Genomic DNA, 22,217 nt, shown 5'->3' on the forward strand with positions numbered 1-22,217 from the left:
GCCTAACCCTGTCCTGATCAGGTCCCAGAATTGGGCCTCGACCGTGCTTGGCAGGGAACGGGGTCCGGGACGGACCATGGCAACATCCTCCTCACTGGAGGTGTTGCGACGACTCCTTGAACCCAAGCGCTGAAATCGCGGCGGATCGACCAGACAATGCGCTTTGCGGGCGCTCTCGGTGCGTTCTCGTGCTCCCGGCGGGGCCCGGCAGGCCCTCGCGCGGCTTCGCGAACGTGGCGTCGTGACGTCGTGGCCGCCGCCCGGCCTGCGCTGCGGGTGCTGCGTTGCACCCGGGCGTGGGGTATGCGACACTGATATCAACAATACAGAACAAACGGTCAGTAAATGGATGCCCCGGGGGAACCTCGTAGGATGGTTCGACCCGCACACGGAGTCGGCAGCCGCTGACCGTGGCAGGTCCGGACAAGGGCACATCCAAAGGTGGAGTGGTCATGACAACTCAAGTGAACGACAACCGCTACGACGAGGCGCAGCTGCAGGTGCAGTTCGACGCGACGATCGAGGCGAAGGATCGGATCGAACCCCGGGACTGGATGCCCGAGGCCTACCGCAAGACACTCATCCGCCAGGTCGCGCAGCACGCGCACTCGGAGATCATCGGCATGCAGCCCGAAGGCAACTGGATCTCCCGCGCACCCTCCCTGCGGCGCAAGGCGATCCTGCTGGCGAAGGTCCAGGACGAAGCCGGACACGGCCTGTACCTCTACTCGGCCGCCGAGACCCTGGGCGCCACGCGCAACGAACTCACGGAGAAGCTCGTGGCCGGCAGGCAGAAGTACTCCTCGATCTTCAACTACCCGACCCTGTCCTACACCGACGTCGGCACGATCGGCTGGCTCGTCGACGGTGCCGCGATCTGCAACCAGGTGCCGCTGTGCCGGACCTCCTTCGGACCCTACGGTCGCGCGATGATCCGCATCTGCAAGGAAGAATCCTTCCACCAGCGGCAGGGGTACGAACTGCTGATGACGATGATGCGCGGCACCGAGGCCCAACGTGAGATGGTCCAGGAATCGGTCAACCGCTTCTGGTGGCCGTCGCTGATGATGTTCGGCCCGCCCGACGACAACTCGCCGAACACCGAGCAGTCGATGGCCTGGGGAATCAAGACCCACACCAACGATGAGCTGCGCCAGAAGTTCGTCGACATGTCCGTCCCACAGGCCGAGGCCCTGGGAGTGACGTTCCCCGATGAGAACCTCAAGTGGAACGAAGAGCGCGGCCACTACGACTTCTCGACCCCGAACTGGGACGAGTTCTGGGATGTCGTCAAGGGCAACGGTCCTTGCAACGAACAGCGCGTCGCCCACCGCAAGCGCGCGTGGGACGAGGGCGCATGGGTGCGCGAAGCCGCGCTCGCCTTCGCCGAGAACCAAGCCGCCGAGGAGGCAGCGAAATGACCGAGACCAACTCCGGCCCCGCCTCGGCGAACGGATCCGCCGCAAAGGCGGCAGCCACCTCGGCGAATGGAACAGAGACGAAGGCGAGCTCGACCCGCGGAGAATGGCCGCTGTACGAGGTCTTCGTGCGCGGTAAGCGCGGACTCAACCACGTCCATGTCGGATCTCTCCATGCCGCCGATGATCAGATGGCCCTCCACCACGCCCGCGACGTCTACACCCGACGCAACGAAGGAGTGAGCATCTGGGTCGTCCGCGCGGCCGACATCACGGCCTCGAGCCCGGACGAGAAGGACCCGATGTTCGCCCCCAGCGGCGACAAGGTCTACCGCCACCCCACCTTCTACGACATCCCCTCCGATGTCCCCCATATGTGAGGAGGACGAGCCGATGACTGCGAACAACGAACCCACCATCCATGTCGAACACGACGAAGCCGGTACGAACGTCGACCACGATACGCACGACAACGCGTACTCCGGACTGCTCGTCAACGACGCGAACTGGGCCTTCGGCACCGATTTCGAAGACCCCCTGGCCGGTGTCGACACGACCGTGCCCGACGGCGTCGACCCCAAGGATCTCGGGGCGTACTGCCTGATGCTCGGCGATGACGCCCTCGTCTTCAGCCAGCGCATCTCCGAATGGTGCTCGAACGCCCCGGACCTCGAAGAGGACATCGCACTGGCGAACATCGCGCTCGACCTCCTCGGGCAGTCGAGGCTCCTGCTCGCCCGCGCCGCAGCCGCCGATCCGGAGCTTGTGCCCGAACTCCCCGAAGGCTCGCCGGTGCCCGACGAGGACCGACTCGCGTACTTCCGCAACGATCTGGCCTTCCGCAATGTCCGCCTGGCCGAGGTCCCCAACGGCGACTTCGCCGAGGCGGTCGCGAAGATCCTCATCTACTCCACCTGGCGCCTGTCGATCTTCGAACGCCTCGTGACCAGCCGCGACACCGTGCTCGCCGCGATCGCGGCCAAGGGTGTCAAGGAGATGTCCTATCACCGCGACTTCGCCGGACGTTGGGTGCTCACCCTGGCCCGCGGCACCGAGGAGTCCAGGTTCCGCCTGGTCACGGCTCTCGACGGACTGTGGCCGCTGTGGACCGAGCTGTTCGAGACCCATCCGGTCGAGGCTGCTGTGACCGCAGCCGGAATCGGAGTCGATCCCGCCGAGGTGGCCGATGAGGCATCCGTGATCATCGACCAGGTCTTCGCCGCAGCCGGAATCGACCGACCCGAGCGCGGAGGTCTGGCCGGAGTCGGCGTCCACGGCGGCAAGGGCCGCGACGGACTCCACACCGAGGCCCTGTCGAAGCTGCTCGCCGAGATGCAGGTCGTCGCTCGCGAACACCCGGAGGGACAGTGGTGACCGCCATGCTCGAGACGTACCCCACCGACACTCGCCCGACCGAGACCCGCCCGACCGACACTCGCCCGGCAGAGACCTCGGCCACCGGCGCCGAGGCGATCGAGCGTGCCTGGGCCGCCGCCGAACGCGTGACCGACCCCGAGATGCCGATGCTCACTCTGCTCGACCTCGGTGTGCTCCGGGACGTGCAGGTCGAGGACGGCCACGTCGTCACGACCATCACCCCCACCTATTCGGGATGTCCGGCGATGGCGACGATGCGCGATGATCTGCAGCGCGAACTCCTCGAGGCCGGATTCCCCGACGCCGAGGTGCGCGTGTCGCTGTCGCCGGCCTGGACGAGCGACTGGATCACCGAAGAAGGGAAGAAGGCGCTCAAGGACGCCGGAATCTCGCCGCCCGGAGCCGCACCCGCCCGAAAAGGCCCGGTGGCACTGACCCTCATGCCCACCCGCCGCGCCGTGACCTGCGTGCTGTGCGGATCGGACGATGTCAGGCTGTCCTCCGAATTCGGTGCGACCGCGTGCAAGGCGATGTACCAGTGCAACGACTGCCTCGAACCGTTCGACCATGTGAAGGAGATCTGATGACCGAGCTGATCGATCAGACCGCCGAGGCGGCCCCCGCCGACGGACTCTCCCGGTCGGCCTTCTACCCGCTGACCGTGAGCGCCGTCGACCACCTCACCGAGGATTCGGCCGCCGTGACCTTCGACGTGCCGGCCGAATACGCCGAACTCTTCGACTTCGCGGCAGGACAGTCGCTGACACTGCGCCGCTTCATCGACGGTGAGGAGCACCGCCGCACCTATTCGATCTGCGCCCCGGCCGGAACCGCTCCGCGCATCGGTGTGCGCGAGGTCCCCGAGGGGCTCTTCTCCCTGTGGCTGGTGGGCGAGGTCCGAGCCGGCGACACCATCGAGGTGCAGCCGCCCTCGGGCAGCTTCCGCGCCGATGCCTCCGCCGGCGGCAGGCATCTGTGCATCGCCGCGGGTTCGGGAATCACCCCGATGCTCTCGATCGCTTCGACCGTGCTGTCCAACCCCGAAGCCTCGGTGACTCTGCTCTACGGCAACCGGCACACGAACACCGTGATGTTCGCCGAGGAGCTCGCCGATCTCAAGGACGCCCGCAACCAGCAGCTCGACCTCGTTCACGTGCTCTCCCGCGAACCCCGCGATGTCGAACTCTTCTCCGGCCGCCTCAACGAGAAGAAGCTGCGGGACCTGCTGACCGCCATCGTCCCGATCGGCAGCATGGACCATGTGTGGCTGTGCGGCCCCTTCGGCATGTTGGGCGACGCCCGGAAGGTGCTCGCCGAATTCGACGTGCCGAAGGAGAAGATCCACTTCGAGCTCTTCTATGTCGACGAACCGCCGCCGGAGGTCGTCCACGCGGACAAGGTCGTCGAGGGTGCGACCAGCGACGTCACGGTCATCCTCGACGGCAAACGCTCCACCTCGGCGATGTCGCAGGGCAAGACCATCCTCGATTCCGCCCAGGAATCCCGATCCGATCTGCCGTTCGCCTGCAAAGGCGGCGTGTGCGGAACCTGCCGAGCGAAGATCTGCGGCGGTGAGGTCAACATGGTCCGCAACTACGCCCTCGAAGACGCCGAGGTGGAGGCGAACTTCGTCCTCACCTGCCAGACGTTCCCCGTCAGCGACGAGGTCACGGTCGACTTCGACTCCTGACTCACCCCGCCGCGAGCCGCTCCCTACCGGGGCGCTCCGGCTCGGAGTCTTCCGGCCGGTGACCGACGAACCGTACACTGGCCGGGACTCCGACCAATCCACGCGGGCGTGAGCCCACACCACATCACCGAGGAGACCCATGCCCGAGGCATTCATTCTTGACGGACTGCGCACCCCCATCGGCCGGTACGGGGGAGTGCTGGCCGATCAGCGGCCCGACGACCTCGCGGCCCAGACGCTGAAGACCGTCGTCGACCGGTCCGGGATCGACCCGGCCGACATCGACGAGGTCATCCTCGGCTCGGCGAACCAGGCCGGCGAGGACAACCGCAACATCGCCCGCATGGCCGTGCTCCTGGCCGGGCTGCCCGAATCCGTTCCCGGGTTCACCGTCAACCGCCTGTGCGCCTCGGGGATGACCGCGATCACGACCGCGCGGGCGATGATCGCCGCCGGAGACGCCGAGGTGGTCGTGGCCGGGGGAGTCGAATCGATGACCCGTGCGCCCTGGGTGAGTGAGAAGCCCTCCCGCGCGTGGTCGAAGCCGGGGAAGACGTGGGACACCTCGATCGGGTGGCGGTTCACGAACCCGGCCTTCGACGAGGATACGACCCTGTCCATGCCGCAGACGGCCGAACGCGTCGCCGAGAAGTGGAAGCTCACCCGCGACGCCCTCGACGAATTCGCCTATCATTCGCACCAGAAGGCACTGGCCGCTCAGCGTGAGGGGAAGTTCGACCCCGAGATCCTTCCCATCGGCGAGGTGACCGCGGACGAAGGACCGCGCGACTCGACCCTGGAGAAGCTGGGCAAGCTGCGCCCGATCCACGGACCCGGCGGCCTCATCACCGCCGGCAACTCCTCGTCGCTGAACGACGGGGCTGCGGTGACGATCCTCGTGTCCGAGGACTACGCGAGCAAGCACGGGCTCAGTCCCCGGGCTCGCGTGGTCGCCGGGGCCAATGCCGGAGTCTCCCCGGACATCATGGGCGTCGGACCCGTACCCGCCACCCGCAAGGTCCTCGAGCGCACCGGGTGGAAGGTCGGCGACCTCGAGGCTGTCGAACTCAATGAAGCCTTCGCCTCCCAGTCGCTGGCCTGCATGGGCGACCTCGGACTCGACCCGGAGACCGTCAACGGCTTCGGCGGGGCCATCGCACTCGGGCATCCGCTCGGCTGCTCGGGAACCCGCATCACCCTCACCCTGCTCAACCGCCTGGAACAGGCCGAAGCGAAGCGCGGGCTGGCGACCATGTGCGTGGGCGTCGGCCAGGGATCCGCTCTGCTGCTGGAGCGCGCATGAGTGCCGGAGACGCTTCGGCCCCGAAAGCGGGTGAAGGTTCGGCGTCGAATTCGGGCGTAGGTTCCGCTTCGAACGCGGGTGCCACCTCGGCGAGTCCCGGCGAAACTTCCCCGCTGCTCATCGAACGCCTGCCCGATCGGACGATCATCCGGCTCAACCGGCCCGAGGTGCGCAACGCCATCGACCAATCGATGGTCGATGCCCTCCACTCCGTGTGCGCCGAGCTCGAAGCCGATCCGAAGGTCGCGATTCTCACCGGCACTTCGGGAGTCTTCGCCGCAGGTGCGGACATCGCCCAGCTGCGTGATCGTCGCCGCGATGACGCGCTCGCCGGGATCAACTCGAAGATCTTCACCCGCATCCAGGAACTGCCGATGCCGGTCATCGCGCTCGTCGAGGGATTCGCCCTCGGCGGCGGGGCCGAACTCGCCTTCGCCGCGGACTTCCGCATCGGCACCCCGTCGACGAAGATCGGCAACCCGGAGACCGGACTCGGCATCCTTGCCGCAGCAGGAGCCGCCTGGCGTCTGCGCGAACTCGTCGGCGAACCCCGCGCCAAGGAGATCCTGCTCGCCGGTCGGACCCTGCAGGCCGACGAAGCCAAGGCGATCGGTCTGCTCAACGACGTCGTCGACCCCGAAGATCTCGAACTGGCCGGTCAGGCGCTTGCCGATCGGATTGCGAGCTTCGCACCCCTGGCCGTGCGGTTGAGCAAATCGGCGTTCCACGCACCGCGAGAAGCCCACCCGCTCATTGATAACGTAGCGCAGGCCGTGCTCTTCGAAACCGAAGAGAAGTACGCGCGGATGGACGCGTTCCTCGCGAAGAGGGAAGCGAAGAAACGTGCGAAGGCCGAGGCTGTGGCCACCGAGGCGATGAGCCAGCAGGAGGCGCCGCAGTCCGGGCAAACGGCGCCGCAGTCCGGGCAAACGGCGCCGCAGTCCGACCAGGCAGACCCGCGGGCCGTAGGCGAAGTGCCCCGCACCGACGAGAGAGGCAACACCGAATGAGCGAGACCGACACCGCAGCCACCCCGGTCCCCCGCGTCCCCGACGTCGTCGGCGTCTACGGCGGTGGTCGGATGGGTGCAGGAATCGCGCATGCCTTCGCCACCGCCGGCGCACGAGTCATCGTCATCGAGAACACCGTCGACACCGTGGACGCGGCCAGGCAGCGCATCGACGCCTCGATCGAGAAGTCGAACGCCAAAGGCATCGACGTGCCCGGAGCAGTCGTCGTCGACCGAGACCCCACCCTGCTCGACGAGGCCCTCCTCGTCATCGAAGCTGTGCCCGAGATCGTCGAACTCAAGCAGGAGGTGCTCGCCGCTATCGCGAAGCACGCTCCGGCAGCGAGCATCGCAACGAACACCTCGGCGCTGTCGATCGACGAGCTGGCCGCGGCACTGCCGCGCCCGCAGGCTCTCATCGGGCTGCACTTCTTCAACCCGGTGCCCGTGTCCGAACTCGTCGAGGTCGTCGTCGGCACCCACACGGATCCCAAACTCGTCGAGGTCGCCAAGGAATGGGTGACGGGACTGGGGAAGACGGCGATCACCGTGAAGGATTCGCCCGGATTCGCCTCCTCCCGCCTCGGCGTGGCCTTGGCGCTGGAAGCGATGCGGATGGTCGAAGACGGAGTCGCACGTGCAGAAGACATCGACCGTGCCATGACCCTGGGCTACCGGCACCCGGCCGGGCCGTTGCAGACGACGGACATCGTCGGTCTCGATGTGCGCTTGGGAATCGCCGAGCACCTCACCGCCGAGATCGGCGAACGGTTCGCACCCCCGCAGATACTGAAGGACAAGGTCGCCGCCGGTGAACTCGGCCGCAAGACCGGGCAGGGCTTCTACACCTGGTGACACCCGGCCACCGCACCGGCAGAGGACATCCGGACCCACTGTAAGGACACGCAAAGGAGCATCCATGACCGAGATCCAGCTGAAGAACCGCGGCCCGATCGCCGAGATCGTCCTCGACGGAGCGGAGACCCGCAACGCCCTCGACGCGGACAACCTCCGCGATATCGCCGCCGCCGTGGCCAAGGTCGCCGAGGCGGTCCCGAATGTGCGTGTGCTCCTCATCCGCGGTGAGGGCAAGGTCTTCAGCTCGGGTCGCGATATCGCGAACGTCGACGTCGAAACCGATGACGCCCGCGCGTTCCTCGCCGACATCTTCGCCCCTGTCTTCCAGGCGATCAGGGCGCTGCCGATCCCGGTGATCGCGCAGGTCCAGGGGGCGGCCCTCGGGCTCGGCTACGGTGTCGCTGCGGCCGCCGACATCATCTTCGCCGCCGATGACGCGAAGTTCGGGTCTCCGTTCGCCGCGATCGGTGCGATGCTCGACTCCGGCGCCCACCACGTGTTCCTCGACCGGGTCGGCTATCACCGGACGATGGACCTCATCGTCACAGGTGATTTCATGACCGGCGCCGAGGCGGCCGCGACCGGGATCGTCTCTCGCGCGGTCCCAGCGGCAGAGCTGGCTGAATTCGTCGAGTCGAAACTGGAGAAGATCGTGTCCGGACCCGCCGAGGCGTTCGCGATGGAGAAGGGCTTCGTGCAGAAGCTCGCCGACGACCGCCCGAGTCTTGCCGAGGTGCTCGCCGAGGAGGCCGCTCTGCAGGAGTCGGCCCGCCAGACACCTGACTACGCCGAAGGTTTCCGCGCCTTCCAGGAGCGGCGGTCACCGAATTTCGAGTGAGGCGCGGTCCGTCTCTGGTATCGGCCGGCCTCTGATCTCGGACGGTCGCTGACCTCAGCCCGTTTCCGGTGCTTCGCCCTGTGGCCTTTCGGCGGTTTCGGCGTCGCGAGTTCGCTTCCACCGGCGCATCGTGATGATGGTCAGCGTGATGACCAGTGCCCAGGAGATCCCGACGGCGACGCCGTGGAAGATCGTCGGTTCCCCGATGAAGGCTCCGACGGCGACGAGGGAGAGCTGCCCCGGCAGAGACGAGACGATGGTGGCGGTGAGGAACGTGCGGTTGTCGATGCCGAGCGCCCCGCTGCCGTAGTTGACCGGCCAATAGGGGAATCCGGGCATGAGGCGGAGGGTGCACACTGCGTAGAACCCGCCGCCGGTGAGCCTGGACTCGACGGATTCGGCGTGCGAACCGAGCAGCTTCATGACCGTGTCCCGGCCGAGCGCCCGGGCGATCCAGTACCCGCCCCAGCAGCCGAGGACGACTCCGATCATCGACCACAGCGTTCCGAAGGGAAGACCGTAGATGAGGCCTCCCGCGGTGGCCATGATCGTGACGGGGATCGGAGTGGCGGCCACGGCCGCGTAGATGAGGATGAAGACGGCGAAGCCCCAGAACCCGGCCGCCGCGATATCGGCCTGCAGCACGTCGACCGACGGCAGGCGCACGTTGAAGACGGCCCATACTGCTGCCAGTACGACCAGGCCGAGAGCGATGTTGCGCAGGATCGTCGGCCAGTCGAGGCGGGATCGTCCCGCGCGGGTTTTGTCGTCGGAAGTGTGGTCAGCGAGGGAGCCATCGGGGCTGCCGACAGGCGAACCCTCGGAGCGTGATCTCCGCTTCGGTGCTGAGGGGTCGTCGTGTCCGGGCATGGACCGATCTTACGTCGGAGCAAGGGCGTGACGGCAATCTGCCGAACGGGGCTCGACTCCCGTCTGCAACAAGTTCAGGCGGGAGCCGAAGCGTCTCGGAATCGGGCTCAGGCGGTGCGAACCGGGCTCAGGCTGCGGGGCCCTCGGTCAGGGTCACTTTCGTGGTGTGGGACTGACTGTCGGCATCCGTCCAGGTCAGGGACACGGTGTCGCCGGGCTTATGCTCTGCGATGGCCTGGGAGAGAGCGGTGCCGTCGGTGATCTGCGTCGACCCGATCTTCGTGATCGTGTCACCGGCGCTCAGCCCAGCCTCGGCGGCGGGGGTGTTCTCGTAGACTCCGTCGACGACCGCGCCGTCGGCCGGCGATGAGATGCCGGACTGACCGCCTTGTGGGGACTGACCGGACTGGCCGTTCGCGCTGCCCTGGCCGTACCGGCCCGACTGTCCGTTTTGGCCATACTGGCTGCCCTGCGAAGACTGCCCGGACTGGCTCTGCTGCCCGGACTGGCTCTGCTGGTCGGATCGGCCGACGCCGATGCCCAGGAAGGCAGGATAGCCGAGCGTGTTCGTGCTCGTCTGTTCGCCGGCGATGATCGATTCGGCCGTGGTCAGCGCGGTTTCGATGGGGATGGCATATCCGGTGACCTGGGCGGTCCCGGATGAGGCCGCGGTGTTCATGCCGACGACCTCGCCCTCGTCATCGAGCAGCGCTCCGCCCGAATCGCCGGAGACGATATCGGCCTGGACCTGGATCATGTCGTTGAGCGTCTCCGAGTCCTCGGTGCCCTGCGCGGTCGTGGTGACCGAAGCGCCGAGGTCGCTGACCGACCCATCGGAGGCCTGGAGCTGTCCGCCGCCCTCGGAATTGCCGACGGCGGTGACGTCGTCGCCGACCTGCACATCGTCATCGTCGATCGTGGCGGGCTGCAGGTTCGATGCGTCCTTGAGCTTGAGCACTGCCACGTCCTGCGACGAATCCGAACCGACGACGCTGGCCTCATAGGTCTTGCCGGTCGTGGCCACCGTGACGGCGATCTTCGTGGAATCGGCGATGACATGGTTGTTCGTCAGCACCAGACCATCCTTGCTCAGCACCATGCCGGTGCCGGCCGCCTCGGCGTTCTCGTAGCCGAGCTGGGTGTCGATGAGGACAACGCCGGTGGACTCCTTCTTGCTCGCCGGGGTGGCCTCCTGTTGCGTGCCCTGCGATCCCTGGACGCCGCTGCCGCCCTGTGCACCGCTGCCACCCTGTGCACCGCTGGAGCCTTGAGAGCCGTTGCCGTCCTGACCAGAGCCCGGCATTGTGCCGAAGCCGCCCTGCGAACCGCTCGAACCCTGGGAATCACTGCCGCCCTGCGAACCGTTGCCGCCCTGGATTCCGTTGTTGCCTTGGCCGGTGTTCGGAGTCTGTATGCCGCTGTTGCCGGATGGTCGGCCGGTGAAGGGGATGGCCGTGCCTGCGGTCGAGTCGGCTGTTACGGTCGAATTCTCCGCCGCCGAGGCGGGAACCCCTGCGAGCCCGCCCACGGCCAGGACCAGCGCTGCCGCGGCCCCGGTGACGGCCAATGCCAGGCGGCGCTTGTGAGTACCCTCGGGCGAGGCGGTCATCGCCTGCGTGACTGCGTATGCGTTCTCACCGCTGTGCCCAGCGCCGGTCTCCGTGCGACTGGACCTCATGCGCCTCGACTCGTTCATGATCTGTGCCTTTCTCAGCTGAATGGGAGTGCTTGATGACTCCTATTCAGCACCCGGACGCTGTGGCCAGGCTGTGGCGCAGCTGGAGTGATGCTTCGACTTCGGCAGGCGAAAGCTGAGACGGTACGGAATTGAGGATGACTGGAAGGGCACGGATGGGCGGCAGGTCAGGGCCGCCTCGGCGAGGGTGTCAGCCGGTGAAGATCGCGACGGCCTTGACCGCGGTCAGGGCCAGGCCCCAGACGAGGCCGCCGACCACGACGACGGTGAGGACGGAGCCGACGGCCCTGTAGGCGCCGCCGACGGGGGACTGCGGCGAACCGGAGTCGGGGACGTGGGCGACGGGGGTGGAGTCATTCATTGTCAGTGATCCTTCTGTCAGTCTTCTTCGAGGGCGGCGGCCTGCTTGGCGGCGACGTCCTGTTCACGTTCGAAGTGCTTCTCGGCGACCGGGCGGATCAGCGCATTGGCGATGAAGCCGATGACCAGGGCGCCGACCATGATGAACATGCCGGGAGTGTAGAGGGCCGGACCGGACTTTCCGGCCGCCTCGCCGGCTTCGACGACGGAGTTGACGATGAGGGGACCGGCCACGCCGGCGGCCGACCACGCTGTGAGCAGGGCGCCGTGGATGGCGCCGACCTGGTAGACCCCGAAGAGGTCCTTGAGGTAGGCGGGAATGGTGGAGAACCCACCGCCGTAGAAGGAGATGATGATGAGGGTGGCCAGAACGAAGAGGATGATCGATCCGCCGCCGAAGAGCGCGACGAGGAGGTAGAGGATCGCTCCGACGCCGAGGTACATCATGTAGTTGTTCTTCCGGCCCAAGTAGTCCGAGGTCGTCGACCAGATGAACCGGCCGCCCATATTGCCGATCGACAGCAGTCCGACGAAACCGGCAGCCGCGGCGGCGGTGATGCCGAAGTAGGCCTGGATCATCGGAGCGGCGTTCTCGAGGATGCCGATGCCCGCGGTGACGTTGAGGAACAGGACGACCCACAGCAGCCAGAACTGCGGTGTGCGGATGGCGTTGCGCACCGAGACGTTGCCCTTCGTCTGCATCGGCTTCGCTGCGACCTTCGAGGGATCGAAGCCCTTCGGGGTCCACTCCGGGTGGGGGACGCGGATGACGAAGGCACCGGCGGCGATGACGACGGCATAGACGATGCCGAGGGTGACGAAGGTCGGGGTCAGGCCCGCAACGAGGTGTTCAGGATCGGCACCGCCGCCGAAGAAGGCCATGAGCTGGTTCGACATCGGGCTGGCGATGAGAGCGCCGCCGCCGAAGCCCATGATGGCCAGGCCTGTGGCCAGGCCCGGGCGGTCCGGGAACCACTTCATCAGGGTCGAGACCGGGGAGATATAGCCGATGCCCAGACCGATGCCGCCGATGACTCCGTAGCCTAAGTAGACCAGCCACAGCTGACCGGTCACGATGCCGAGTGAAGCGATGAAGAAGCCGATGACCCAGCAGGTTCCGGCCGCGACCATCGAGGCCCGCGGACCGTTCTTCTCTACCCAGGGGCCGAAGACGGCCGAGGAGATACCGAGCATGAGGATCGCGATCGAGAAGATCCAGCCGATCGAGACCTCACCGGCGTCGAAGTGGGACATGAACGGGATCTTGAAGACGCTGAATGCGTAGACCTGGCCGATGCACAGGTGGATGGCCAGAGCGGCCGGTGGGATCAGCCACCGGTTGAAGTTCTTCGGCGCGACGATTGCCGAGCGCGTGAGAATGGAAGCCACGGGAAGTCCTTTTCTTCAGTGAAACTCGTGTCACCGTCGACATCGTTGCGCGGACGGAGCGTGCGACCGGCGGTCATCCGACCGATCGAATAGTCCACATCAGGGTAGTTTCCACACAAGGGAAATGCGAGGAATACTCAGCGTTTCCTTAAGAAAAGGCGACAATTTCTTGCCAGGTGGGACGGAATCCGTGGTCGAGGGGTGAATGCTGCAGGAGCGGGTGCCCGACAAGGAGCCCCGTGGACTCAGCGCAGGAGCCCCGCGAACTCAGAGGTGGATCGTGACGTCGGCCTGCTTGCGCAGCTTCTTCGCGTACTTCTGGGTCGCCTCGGTGGACTTCTGCTGCTTCACCTGTTCCTTGAGCTGGGGGCGCATCTCGTCGATCGGCGGCACCTCCTGCTGGCCCTGGCCGCCCTGCTGAGCCATCTGCTCCTGCTGGGCCTTCGCCTGTTCGTAGGCCTGCCCGATCTCCTCGCCGCTGACCTCGAACTCACCGTATTCGTCGTCGATGAGGCCTTCGATCTTCAGCTGGTTCTTCAGTTCCGAACGGACCTTCTTCTCATCCATGCCTTGGTCCTGCATGGACTTGAGGAAGTCCTTCTCGCTCATCTGACCCGACTGCGCAGATTCCTTGAGTCCCTTGTCGACGTCTTTGTCCGTGACCGAGATGTCGCGCTTATCGGCTTCCTGCGTCAGCACCTCCGTGCTCACGAGGTTCTCCGCCGTCTGCTTCTTCAGATCCTTCTCGTCGACCGGCTGGCCGGACTGCTGGGCCTGCATCTGCATCTGCTGGTACTGGGTTTCGAAGAGGGGAACGAACTCGTCCTTCGTGATCTTCTCGCCGTTGACCTCGGCGACGACCTTCGGAATGTCCTTCGTGTTCGGTTTGCCCTGCTGACCCTGTTGGTCCTGAGCAGAGTCGGCGCCGGGGGACTGTTCGGCTGCGGCCGAGGACTCCTTCGGCGTCGCTTCGTCGTTCTGACTTCCGCACGCGGCCAGCGCCACGACGCTTACGGACATGGCCAGGCCCAGCAGCCACCGGTTCGTTCGCACATTCACTCCTGCTCATCGGTTTCAGCCTGCCAGGCTAACAGTGCCGACTCCCCGAAGAATGTGTGGACCATGTGTGTCACTTGGCAAGGGTGTTTGCGGGCGGTGGAATCGGGGATGCTCTCCGCACCTTCTGTTCGCCAGGGATTCGTCGTTCGGGGGCTGACGGTCGGCCTCCTCGGTGGGTACCCGGTCGACCGCCTTGGCGGGTACACTGCGGCTACCGGCAGAGCGCGGCGACGGATCCGCGCCGTCCACGGCGAAGGGAGACAGCCATGGAATCAACGTTTCGCGGGGTGTTCCTCACCTGCACCGACGCCGAGGCGACCGCCGCCTTCTACCGCGACATCGCTGACCTGCCGCTGACGACCGAAGGCGATGAGGAGTACACGTACTTCACCGTCGAGGCCGGGGGAGTGCAGCTCGCTCTCCACTCGGCGGAGGCGTTCGCCGACTATGCGTTCCCGCCAGTGGCCGAATCGAATCTCACCCACCTGTACTTCCGGATTCCCGATCAGGCGGAGTTCCTCGAGCGGATCCGGCACGCCGGCACACCGCTCGTGGCCGTCGACGACGTCGTCGTCACGGTAGAGGACCCCGACGGCCGAAAGGTCATGTTCGGCACTGCGTGAGGCACAGTTCTGCTCGAGACACAGGCAGAGAGCCGAGACCACGGCGCACACACAGGTGTTTCGGCGCTCCACCGTTGTCTCGAAGGCAGATGCTCGGTTCCAGGTGCTTCAGCGGTTCGCGGCGAGGATCGCTGAGAGTCCGGCCCTGAGGTCGGCGACGAACTCATCCGGCGTTTCGAGCGAGGGGAAGTGTCCGCCGCGATCCGCGGCTCTCCAGCGCACAATGGAGCGGTATCGGTGCTCTGAGAGGGCACGTGGATACTTCTCGATGTCGGACGGATACATCGTGATCGCGGTGGGAACGTCGACGCGCAGGTCGGGGTCGAGGGAGTTGTGGCTTTCGAAGTAGATCCGCGCCGACGAGGCACCTGTGCTCATCAGCCAATACAGGGAGACGTTGTCGAGCAGGCGGTCGCGGGAGATCGTCTCGAACGGGGAGTCTGCGGTGTCCGTCCACTCGGCGAACTTGTCGAGGATCCACGCGAGTTGGCCGACGGGTGAATCGACGAGGGCGTAGCCGATGGTCTGAGGTCGCGTCGCCTGCTGGTGCGCATAGGCGGCCCGATGCGTCCAGAAGTCCTCGGCGTCGAGGGCCCAGGCACGCTCGTCAGCCGTCAGGTCCTCCAGTGAGGCTCCCGGGGTTCCCGGCGCATAGGTGGTGTGGATTCCGATCAGGTGCTCGGGGAAGCGCCCACCGAGGATGGTTGTGATCACCCCGCCCCAGTCGCCGCCGAAAGCCGCGAACCGGTCGTAGCCGAGCCTGCCCATGAGTGTCACCCACGCCTCGGCGATTCGATCCGTGGACCAGCCGGTGGCGCTCGGTCTGTCGCTGAACCCGAAACCGGGCAGCGAGGGCACGACGCAGTGGAACGCCGGTGCATCGGGATCTGTCGGCTCGGCCAGTTCGTCGATGACGTCGATGTATTCGGCGATGCTGCCTGGCCATCCGTGAGTGAGGATCAGCGGGGTCGCGTTCGATCGGGACGAACGGCGGTGGAGGAAGTGGATGCCCAGGCCGTCGACGGTGGTGCGGAATTGGCCCATGTCGTTCAGGCGGTCTTCGAAGTCCCGCCACGAGTAGACGGTTCGCCAGTACTCGACGAGCTCCGTGAGGTCGTTGAGCGGTACGCCTTGGTCCCATCGTCGCGGATCGGGGCTTGGCCGGGCGACGGTCTCGGGTTCGGGCAGGCGTGCCGATTGCAGTCGGGCACGGAGATCGTCGAGTTCGGTCTCGGGAATATGTGAGGCGAATCCCCGGATCGCTTCACCCCTCATGTCGGCGTCGGCTGCTTGGGCAATGTCGGCTGGTTGGACATCGGTGGTTGGACGGGAGTCGTGGGAATTGGACATCACGGGTTTCCTCTGGGAGTCGGGTGCGGTCGCACGGAGAGCGCGGACGTGATCGGTCAGCTGGCGGTGTGGATGCGAACCCCGTGTTCGCCGGGGCAGACATGGGGCGCGAGTTCCCATTCAGGTGTGTAGTCACCGGTGAATTGCGGCCGGTAGGGAATGACAGGTTCGGTGAAGAGCCCGTCGAGGCGTTCGACGAGGCGGTCGCGGACTGCGTCGAAGTCGTCGATCCGGTCGGCGCTGGGGATCGCGAAGGGCTCGAGTACGCTCATGCCTGTGTAGGCGAAGGTGCCGTGGAGAAGGCCGAAGAGGAGTTCCCGGAGTTCACCGGACTTGCCTCGGGGCCCGATGGCCAGAGGACGATCGCCGAGGGTGGTGACGACGAGAGCCCGCTTGCCTGCGAAGGGTCCCTGTTCGAAGCGGAGGCGGCGACCCGTGGTCGAGTCGGTGCCGAAGGCGAAGCCGCTGACGAAGACGCGATCGAACCAGCCTTTGAGGATCGCGGGCATCCCGTACCACCACAGGGGGAACTGAACGATGACAGCGTCGGCGCGCTGAAGCTTCTCCTGTTCGCAGGTGATCTCGTGCGGTTGGGTGCCGTCGACGTGGGCAGTGCGGGTGTCAGCGCTGACGCGGAAGCGGGCGGGGGCGTGGGCGGAATCGCTGTCGGTCGCCTCGGCGCTCGGTTGATCGGTGCCCACGAGATGAGCACCGTCGCTCCGGCTCAGGACCGGATCCCAGCTCATGGCGTAGAGATCGGATGTCAGGACGGTGTGGCCTGCCTCCTGCAGATGGGTGATTCCCGCGCTGCGCAGGCTTCCGTTGAGAGATCTCGGTTCGGGATGCGCACTGAGCCAGAGGACTGTCCGAGGGGTTTCGTCTCCTTGCATGACTCCATCGTTGCCGCCTAGCGTAAGACTGTCTAGTACGGACATTTCTGTCCCCGTGGAGGTGTGTATGCGGTTGCCTGTGCGTCGTGCGATGGATGTCTGCCCTGTCGAGGTCGCGGTTTCGGCGGTCGGCGGCACGTGGAAGCTCACCCTGGTCAAGCATCTCCTTGACGGGACGCGTCGATTCAATGAACTCGGTCGGTTGGTGCCGTTGGCGAATACGAAGACCCTCACTAGGCAGCTGCGGGAGCTCGAGGAGGACGGTGTGGTGTTGCGCACCGCCTACTCGGAAGTGCCGCCGAGGGTCGAGTACTCACTGACGGACCTGGGGCGCAGCCTTGAGCCGATCGTGATGGCGATGAATGAGTGGGGGAAGGACTTCGCGGCGAACCGGCTGGAATGACTTCTGAATTTTCGCGCCGAGGCAGATACCTGCCCTCAGTCACTCGGTTCGTAGGCCGAATACACGATCCCGCTGGGGAACGGCTTCGAATCGATGAGCCGCAGTCGAGGCGGCCTGGCCGAGTGTGCTCCGTCGTGGAAGAATCCGCGTCCGCGCCCCTGCCATACCGGGTAGGTGAACATCCGATACTCATCGACCAGGCCCTCTGCGATGAGTTCGTGCGCCAGTGTGATGCTGCCGGTGACGATGGCATCGCGCCCCGGCTCCTCACGCAGAGCCGCGACCGCCCGCATGGGTTCTTCGCTGACGACCTGGGTATTCTGCCAGTCCGGTTCGGTCAGCGTCGATGAAACGACGCGTTTGTCGACCTGGTTCAGATGGGCCGCGACCCCGGTGGTGTCATCGGTCTGGGCAGGCCAATAGCTGCGGAAGTCTTCGAACGTCTGCCGGCCGAGCAGCAGCACATCCTCATTCGCGGACTGCCGCATGAGTTCGGCCGTGAGCTCCTCATCCTGGGCCTGCGGATCGAACCAGTCGTCGAGCATCTCGACACGGCCGTCGAGGGTGATGTTCTGAGTGATGATGATGCGCACGGTCGGTCTCCTCATTGAGCGTCGTGGGTGATCAACACTACTTGCCCGCGGAGGACGGCGATAGAGGGCGACGAGACCCAGGAGAAGACCCGGAGGAGGTGCCCGTCCAGTCAGGGGTCGTGCGAGTTCACCATCGGGGCATAGATTGGACTCAGCATCCGACTCATACCACGAGGAGCCCCATGACCACCCCGGATTTCCGCACCGAAGCGCAGGGCCACCTCGGCGATCTCATCTCCCTGCGCCGAAAGCTCCAAGCGAATCCCGAACTCGGCTACGATCTTCCCTTCACTCAGCAGACAGTGCTTGACGAGCTCGCCGGGCTGGGACTCGAGATCACCACGGGTGACTCGTTGACCTCGGTGGTGGCCGTCCTCAAGGGCGGGAGTCCCGGGCCCGCGGTGCTGTTGCGCGGGGACATGGACGCGCTGCCGGTCGTCGAGGACACCGGCTTGGACTTCGCGTCGACGAACGGGAACATGCACGCGTGCGGGCACGACCTGCACACGGCCGGTCTCGTCGGCGCCGCCCGCCTGCTCGCCGCGCACCGGGAAGAGATCCCCGGTTCGATCATCTTCATGTTCCAACCCGCCGAGGAGGTCGAGGGCGGTGCAGAACCGATGATCGCCGAGGGCGTGCTCGACGCTGCCGGCGTCCCCGTCGTCGCTGCCTACGGGGTTCACGTCGAAGCCGATGTGCGCGGTCGCTTCACGACGAAGGGCGGCCCACTCATGGCCGGTTTCGCCGACCTGAGCCTGACCGTCCACGGCGCCGGCGGACACAGCAGCCAGCCGCAGGCGACCCGCGATCCCGTGCCCGCACTCGCCGAGGTGGTGCTGGCGCTGAATACGATGACCGGCCGGTCCTTCGACATCTTCGACCCCGTCGTCGTCTCGGTCACCCAGCTCGAAGCCGCGCAGGCCAGCAACGTCATCCCGGACTCGGCGAAGCTCACCGCCTCCATCCGCTTCCTCTCCGCGGAATCGCTGGCACTGCTCGAGGAGCGGGTCACCGAGATCGCTGAGAACATCGCCCGGGCGCACCGCTGCACCGCCGAGGTGGACTTCCAGGTGGGATTCCCCGTGACCGTGAACAGCCCCGCCGAGTCAGCGGTCGTGCTTGACCGGTTGAGCGAGGTGTTCGGGACTGAGCAGGTCGTTGAGATGGAGCATCCGCGGATGGGCTCCGAGGACTTCTCGTTCGTGCTGCAGAAGGTGCCCGGCACATTTGTCTTCCTCGGGGCGACTCCCGAGGGCATCGACCCCGACGCGGAGACGAACCACTCGCCCAGGGTGGTCTTCGACGACGGGCTGCTCGGCGATCAGGCCGCGGCGCTTGCCCACCTCGCTTTCACACGGTTGGCGGACGAGGCTGTGCAGGGCTGAGGCTGCGGTTGGCGGACGAAGCGGAGGGCTGAGGATGGGCCCTGCCGGCGAAACAACGGTGGAGCGCCGAGACGTGGGCGCGCACACCGTTGTCTCGACGCTCCGGCGTTGCTTCGACGAAGCTCGGCCCTGCGCAGCGCGTCTCCTCGCAGTTCGCAGGCATTCTCTGGTCGTTCCACGTGGTTTGCGGCGACGAGAACGCCGTGGATCGACCAGCGAGTAAGCATGCGCGCTGCATGGGCACAGGAGTGTGCGGAATGGAGGTCGATTTCGCTGCGAGGCGTGGTTCTTGGTGCACTGGGTCCCGGTCAGCAGCTCAGAGCCCGAGGACCCGTCGCTCACGAGCGATCTCTTCGACTACTTGATGATCATTGCGCAGCTCTTTGATCAGTGCGATGCCGAGAATGATGACGATGACCGTAAACGGCACTGCTGACAGCATTGCCGCTTGCTGCAGCGCTTGGAGTCCGCCGAGCAGCAGCAGGACGACGGCGGAAGCGCCGGTGAGTATTCCCCACGTCGCGATCACTGGTCGGCGGGGTTCGAACGAACCTCGGGACGACAGCGAACTCAAGACGAAGGTGTTGGAGTCGGCAGAAGAGACGAAGAACAGAATGACCATGAAGATCGTGAAGATCGAGGACAGCAGCGAAATCGGCAGTTGGTCGAGCAGACTGAAGAATGCTGTGTCCAAATTGTCCTGAGTCGCCTGCCCGATCGACGCTCCGTCCATGTCGAGCTTGATCGCAGAGCCTCCCATGACGGTGAACCACAGGAAGAACACGGCACTCGGAACCAGGAGGACGCCTGCGACGAATTGGCGGATCGTGCGGCCCTTGGAGATCTTGGCCAGGAAGATGCCGACGAATGCACTCCAGGACAGCCACCAAGCCATCATGAAGTAGGTCCAGCTGAGCATCCATTCGCTGTCTTCGGCGTTTGACGGGGTCATGAAGCTGAGCTGCAGAAAGTCTCCTGCGAACGAACCCACGGAGCGGACGAACAGGTTGGAGACGAAGCCGCTTGGGCCAGTGATGAAGACGAACAGTCCCAGTATCGTTGCCATGGTCAGCGTGATCTGAGAGATGTATTTGATTCCTCGGCTCACTCCCGACAATGCAGATCCGGTGAAGAGCAGTGTCAGCACCGCGATCACAATGATCTGCAGAAGGATTGTCGAGTCGATGCCGAAGATGGTGTTGAGACCTTCTCCGATCTGTGATGCTCCGAGCCCGAGTGATGTCGTTGTGCCGAACAGCGTGGCAATGATGGTGAGAATGTCGATGAAGTTGCCCACCCAGCCGTCGACGAAGCGACCGAGCACCGGACGCAGCATCGTAGAGACAAGAGCCGGTCGGCCCTTGCGGTGGGTCGAGTAGCCGATGGCCAAACCGAATACGCCGAAGATCGCCCAGGCTTGGAAGCCCCAGTCGAGATAGGAGAACTGCATTGCGCGGATCGCCGCATTCATCGTTTCTGGTTCCGCCAACCCGTGCGGCGGAACCATGAAATGCGACATCGGTTCGGCAACTCCATAGCTGACGAGACCGATTCCCATCACTGCAGCGAGGACCATAGCCAGCCAAGTGATGGTGCTGTATTCGGGTCGTGAGTCTTCTGAACCGAGTCGAATGCGGCCGAACCGGCTTGCTGCGAACCAGACGAGCATGACGATAGCCGCGAATGGGACGACCAGATAGATCCACCCGATTCCCGAGGCCACGGAATTCATTGCCGAGGTCATGATGGCACCGAGGCTCTCAGGAGACAGCGCAGCCCACAGGACGAATGCAATCACAAACCCGACCGACCAGAGGAAGACCCTTCCCACTGAACGGATTGCGCCGCCGCCTGTGTCTTGATCGGTATCTCTTGTCAGGTGCGACGAATCGCCTGGTTGTACCTCTTGGTCTTCTAGCATCGACATCATTGTCTCCAAATGTGGGTGGGTGAACCTTGACGCAGTGAAAAGGGGCTATCGGAAGAAAGTCTCGAGCTTCTTCGCCGACTGCCATGCGGAATGCAGCAGTGAGTGGTGGAAATGACAGCGAACGAGGCTCCGCGAACAAGTGGGTCCGTGGAGCCTCGTCGTCACAGTGCGGTGAGGTCTTCGCTGTCGTAGAAGCGACCCGCCTTGTAGATCATCGGTTCGTCCTCGGTCGCCTCGGCGCTGCGGACGCGGCCGATGAAGACCGTGTGGGTCAGTGCCTGGAAGCGCTCCTTGATCTCGACCTCGATCGACGCTGCCGAGCCGTCGATGAGCGGTGATCCGCCGGCACCCTGGTGCCAGTCCAGCTCGGCGAACTTGTCCGCGCCCTTCGCCGCGAAGGTGCCGATGGTGTCCCGTTGATTCCGACTCATGATGTTGATGCCCATGTGTGTCGAGCGGAAGAGTGCGGGGTAGGTCGACGAGGTCTTCTGCACGCACACGAGCACGAGTGGCGGGTCGAGGGAGACCGAATTGTAGGAGTTGACCGCCAGTCCCCGAGGCTTGCCGTCCTCGTCGGTGGTGGTCACGACGGTGACGCCGGTGACGAACTGCCGGTTGAAGGCCTTGAGCGCATCGGCCGAGGGCTCGCCGGAGAGATCGTCGGTGACGACCTCGGGCTGGGTCTCGAACGCCGAGGCCAGGGACTTCAGTCCCAGGTCGGACAGCAGTTCGTGGGCATCCCAGGTGACCTCCTCGCGGGCGATCCGGTCCCCGTCGAAGCTGATGAGGTTCGATCCGTGCGTCGTCACAGACTGCCCGGTGGGCGGGACGTCGTTGAGCGGCTGTGTGAAGGTGCCTGTCGAGTGCCAGTAGATCGCACCCTGATCGCCTTCGATGAGGATGTGGTCGATCGTCGTTGTCAGGTCGGGGAAGGCAGCGCGGATCTCGCTGATCTCGGCCTTCGTCTCCGCGGCGGTCATCGTCCGACCGGAGTTCGCGGATACTCGCTGATAGCCATCGGTGAAGAGTGAATCGAGCGCATCGGTGCGCCCGTGGTCCCATGCCTCCTGCCAAACGGTGCGGATTTCTGTCTTGAGCTGTTCAATCGTGATCTGTTGCATGCTAGGTAGCGTAGATTTAATGTGATGCATTCGTCAATACTTCGGGAAAAACTCG

The 22,217-nt window shown here is 65.3% G+C and carries 22 protein-coding genes; 12 read left to right on the forward strand and 10 right to left on the reverse strand.

Translation table 11 applies throughout. The features are described 5' to 3' along the window. Positions 1-452: 452 nt before the first annotated feature. The 9 genes from paaA (at position 453) to EB835_RS08200 (ending at position 8,493) form a co-directional block, all read left to right on the forward strand. Entirely contained in the window at positions 453-1,421 is a 969-nt protein-coding gene (gene paaA, locus EB835_RS08160) for a 1,2-phenylacetyl-CoA epoxidase subunit PaaA (RefSeq protein WP_135808977.1), read from the forward strand. A gap of 110 nt (positions 1,422-1,531) precedes the next feature. Next, positions 1,532-1,798: a 1,2-phenylacetyl-CoA epoxidase subunit PaaB gene (gene paaB, locus EB835_RS08165; protein ID WP_135809100.1), complete on the forward strand. Its 267-nt coding sequence runs from the start codon at positions 1,532-1,534 to the stop codon at positions 1,796-1,798. A 13-nt stretch (positions 1,799-1,811) separates the two neighbouring features. Beyond that, on the forward strand, positions 1,812-2,792 hold the full coding sequence (gene paaC, locus EB835_RS08170; RefSeq protein ID WP_135808978.1) for a 1,2-phenylacetyl-CoA epoxidase subunit PaaC: 981 nt from the start codon (positions 1,812-1,814) through the stop codon (positions 2,790-2,792). A gap of 5 nt (positions 2,793-2,797) precedes the next feature. Further along, entirely contained in the window at positions 2,798-3,379 is a 582-nt protein-coding gene (gene paaD, locus EB835_RS08175; protein WP_205749891.1) for a 1,2-phenylacetyl-CoA epoxidase subunit PaaD, read from the forward strand. Further along, entirely contained in the window at positions 3,379-4,485 is a 1,107-nt protein-coding gene (paaE, locus tag EB835_RS08180; protein ID WP_135808979.1) for a 1,2-phenylacetyl-CoA epoxidase subunit PaaE, read from the forward strand. Before paaD ends, paaE begins: the two co-directional genes overlap by 1 nt. Before the next feature lie 139 nt (positions 4,486-4,624). Beyond that, positions 4,625-5,788: a thiolase family protein gene (locus EB835_RS08185; protein ID WP_135808980.1), complete on the forward strand. Its 1,164-nt coding sequence runs from the start codon at positions 4,625-4,627 to the stop codon at positions 5,786-5,788. Further along, positions 5,785-6,798 carry an enoyl-CoA hydratase/isomerase family protein gene (locus EB835_RS08190; RefSeq protein WP_240688634.1) on the forward strand — a complete coding sequence of 338 codons (1,014 nt, stop codon included), beginning with the start codon at positions 5,785-5,787 and terminating at the stop codon, positions 6,796-6,798. The genes EB835_RS08185 and EB835_RS08190 overlap by 4 nt, the downstream gene beginning before the upstream one ends. Next, positions 6,795-7,652: a 3-hydroxyacyl-CoA dehydrogenase family protein gene (locus EB835_RS08195; protein WP_135808981.1), complete on the forward strand. Its 858-nt coding sequence runs from the start codon at positions 6,795-6,797 to the stop codon at positions 7,650-7,652. The genes EB835_RS08190 and EB835_RS08195 overlap by 4 nt, the downstream gene beginning before the upstream one ends. 64 nt (positions 7,653-7,716) lie before the next feature. Then, entirely contained in the window at positions 7,717-8,493 is a 777-nt protein-coding gene (locus EB835_RS08200) for an enoyl-CoA hydratase/isomerase family protein (RefSeq protein ID WP_135808982.1), read from the forward strand. A gap of 54 nt (positions 8,494-8,547) precedes the next feature. Here the strand turns inward: EB835_RS08200 and EB835_RS08205 are convergent, their stop codons facing one another. From EB835_RS08205 to EB835_RS08220, 5 genes are all read right to left on the reverse strand, one after another. Beyond that, complete coding sequence (locus EB835_RS08205) at positions 8,548-9,363, reverse strand: TVP38/TMEM64 family protein (protein ID WP_135808983.1); 816 nt, start codon at positions 9,361-9,363, stop codon at positions 8,548-8,550. 127 nt (positions 9,364-9,490) lie between these two features. Then, positions 9,491-11,041, reverse strand: coding sequence for a S1C family serine protease (locus EB835_RS08210; protein ID WP_168216667.1), 1,551 nt, complete (start codon positions 11,039-11,041; stop codon positions 9,491-9,493). A 208-nt stretch (positions 11,042-11,249) separates the two neighbouring features. Beyond that, a complete protein-coding gene (locus tag EB835_RS20265; protein WP_168216668.1) occupies positions 11,250-11,420 on the reverse strand; it encodes a hypothetical protein in 171 nt (56 codons plus the stop codon). A 17-nt stretch (positions 11,421-11,437) separates the two neighbouring features. Further along, entirely contained in the window at positions 11,438-12,808 is a 1,371-nt protein-coding gene (locus EB835_RS08215) for an L-lactate MFS transporter (RefSeq protein WP_135808985.1), read from the reverse strand. Positions 12,809-13,075: 267 nt separating this feature from the next. Beyond that, a complete protein-coding gene (locus tag EB835_RS08220; RefSeq protein WP_240688635.1) occupies positions 13,076-13,861 on the reverse strand; it encodes a SurA N-terminal domain-containing protein in 786 nt (261 codons plus the stop codon). A 272-nt stretch (positions 13,862-14,133) separates the two neighbouring features. Between EB835_RS08220 and EB835_RS08225 the strand changes: the two genes are divergently transcribed. Next, positions 14,134-14,490 carry a VOC family protein gene (locus EB835_RS08225; protein ID WP_135808986.1) on the forward strand — a complete coding sequence of 119 codons (357 nt, stop codon included), beginning with the start codon at positions 14,134-14,136 and terminating at the stop codon, positions 14,488-14,490. A gap of 108 nt (positions 14,491-14,598) precedes the next feature. Here EB835_RS08225 and EB835_RS08230 read toward each other — a convergent pair whose 3' ends face one another. Both EB835_RS08230 and EB835_RS08235 read right to left on the reverse strand, forming a co-directional pair. Then, positions 14,599-15,840 carry an epoxide hydrolase family protein gene (locus EB835_RS08230; protein ID WP_240688636.1) on the reverse strand — a complete coding sequence of 414 codons (1,242 nt, stop codon included), beginning with the start codon at positions 15,838-15,840 and terminating at the stop codon, positions 14,599-14,601. A gap of 56 nt (positions 15,841-15,896) precedes the next feature. Beyond that, complete coding sequence (locus tag EB835_RS08235) at positions 15,897-16,730, reverse strand: NAD(P)H-dependent oxidoreductase (protein ID WP_135808987.1); 834 nt, start codon at positions 16,728-16,730, stop codon at positions 15,897-15,899. Positions 16,731-16,797: 67 nt separating this feature from the next. Here EB835_RS08235 and EB835_RS08240 point away from each other — a divergent pair, with 67 nt between their 5' ends. Next, complete coding sequence (locus EB835_RS08240; RefSeq protein ID WP_205749892.1) at positions 16,798-17,133, forward strand: winged helix-turn-helix transcriptional regulator; 336 nt, start codon at positions 16,798-16,800, stop codon at positions 17,131-17,133. Positions 17,134-17,168: 35 nt separating this feature from the next. Here the strand turns inward: EB835_RS08240 and EB835_RS08245 are convergent, their stop codons facing one another. After that, positions 17,169-17,726: a dihydrofolate reductase family protein gene (locus EB835_RS08245; RefSeq protein ID WP_205749893.1), complete on the reverse strand. Its 558-nt coding sequence runs from the start codon at positions 17,724-17,726 to the stop codon at positions 17,169-17,171. Between the two features lie 182 nt (positions 17,727-17,908). Here EB835_RS08245 and EB835_RS08250 point away from each other — a divergent pair, with 182 nt between their 5' ends. Further along, positions 17,909-19,111, forward strand: coding sequence for a M20 metallopeptidase family protein (locus EB835_RS08250; protein WP_135808989.1), 1,203 nt, complete (start codon positions 17,909-17,911; stop codon positions 19,109-19,111). Positions 19,112-19,427: 316 nt separating this feature from the next. On the opposite strand, the gene EB835_RS08255 is transcribed toward EB835_RS08250, so the two are convergent. Continuing rightward, positions 19,428-20,942 carry a BCCT family transporter gene (locus tag EB835_RS08255; RefSeq protein ID WP_276605992.1) on the reverse strand — a complete coding sequence of 505 codons (1,515 nt, stop codon included), beginning with the start codon at positions 20,940-20,942 and terminating at the stop codon, positions 19,428-19,430. Positions 20,943-21,202: 260 nt separating this feature from the next. Then, complete coding sequence (locus EB835_RS08260) at positions 21,203-22,162, reverse strand: flavin reductase (protein WP_135808991.1); 960 nt, start codon at positions 22,160-22,162, stop codon at positions 21,203-21,205. Positions 22,163-22,217: the final 55 nt, after the last annotated feature.

This window comes from Brevibacterium sp. S22 (genome assembly GCF_004745485.1).
In the GTDB taxonomy this organism is placed as follows: domain Bacteria; phylum Actinomycetota; class Actinomycetes; order Actinomycetales; family Brevibacteriaceae; genus Brevibacterium.

Coding starts and splice junctions, on each gene's coding strand:
- paaA (WP_135808977.1), top strand. CDS start 453: ATGACAACTCAAGTGAACGACAACCGCTACGACGAGGCGCAGCTGCAG.
- paaC (WP_135808978.1), top strand. CDS start 1,812: ATGACTGCGAACAACGAACCCACCATCCATGTCGAACACGACGAAGCC.
- paaD (WP_205749891.1), top strand. CDS start 2,798: ATGCTCGAGACGTACCCCACCGACACTCGCCCGACCGAGACCCGCCCG.
- paaE (WP_135808979.1), top strand. CDS start 3,379: ATGACCGAGCTGATCGATCAGACCGCCGAGGCGGCCCCCGCCGACGGA.
- EB835_RS08185 (WP_135808980.1), top strand. CDS start 4,625: ATGCCCGAGGCATTCATTCTTGACGGACTGCGCACCCCCATCGGCCGG.
- EB835_RS08190 (WP_240688634.1), top strand. CDS start 5,785: ATGAGTGCCGGAGACGCTTCGGCCCCGAAAGCGGGTGAAGGTTCGGCG.
- EB835_RS08195 (WP_135808981.1), top strand. CDS start 6,795: ATGAGCGAGACCGACACCGCAGCCACCCCGGTCCCCCGCGTCCCCGAC.
- EB835_RS08200 (WP_135808982.1), top strand. CDS start 7,717: ATGACCGAGATCCAGCTGAAGAACCGCGGCCCGATCGCCGAGATCGTC.
- EB835_RS08205 (WP_135808983.1), bottom strand. CDS start 9,363: ATGCCCGGACACGACGACCCCTCAGCACCGAAGCGGAGATCACGCTCC.
- EB835_RS08210 (WP_168216667.1), bottom strand. CDS start 11,041: ATGAGGTCCAGTCGCACGGAGACCGGCGCTGGGCACAGCGGTGAGAAC.
- EB835_RS20265 (WP_168216668.1), bottom strand. CDS start 11,420: ATGAATGACTCCACCCCCGTCGCCCACGTCCCCGACTCCGGTTCGCCG.
- EB835_RS08225 (WP_135808986.1), top strand. CDS start 14,134: ATGGAATCAACGTTTCGCGGGGTGTTCCTCACCTGCACCGACGCCGAG.
- EB835_RS08230 (WP_240688636.1), bottom strand. CDS start 15,840: ATGTCCAATTCCCACGACTCCCGTCCAACCACCGATGTCCAACCAGCC.
- EB835_RS08235 (WP_135808987.1), bottom strand. CDS start 16,730: ATGCAAGGAGACGAAACCCCTCGGACAGTCCTCTGGCTCAGTGCGCAT.
- EB835_RS08240 (WP_205749892.1), top strand. CDS start 16,798: ATGCGGTTGCCTGTGCGTCGTGCGATGGATGTCTGCCCTGTCGAGGTC.
- EB835_RS08250 (WP_135808989.1), top strand. CDS start 17,909: ATGACCACCCCGGATTTCCGCACCGAAGCGCAGGGCCACCTCGGCGAT.
- EB835_RS08260 (WP_135808991.1), bottom strand. CDS start 22,162: ATGCAACAGATCACGATTGAACAGCTCAAGACAGAAATCCGCACCGTT.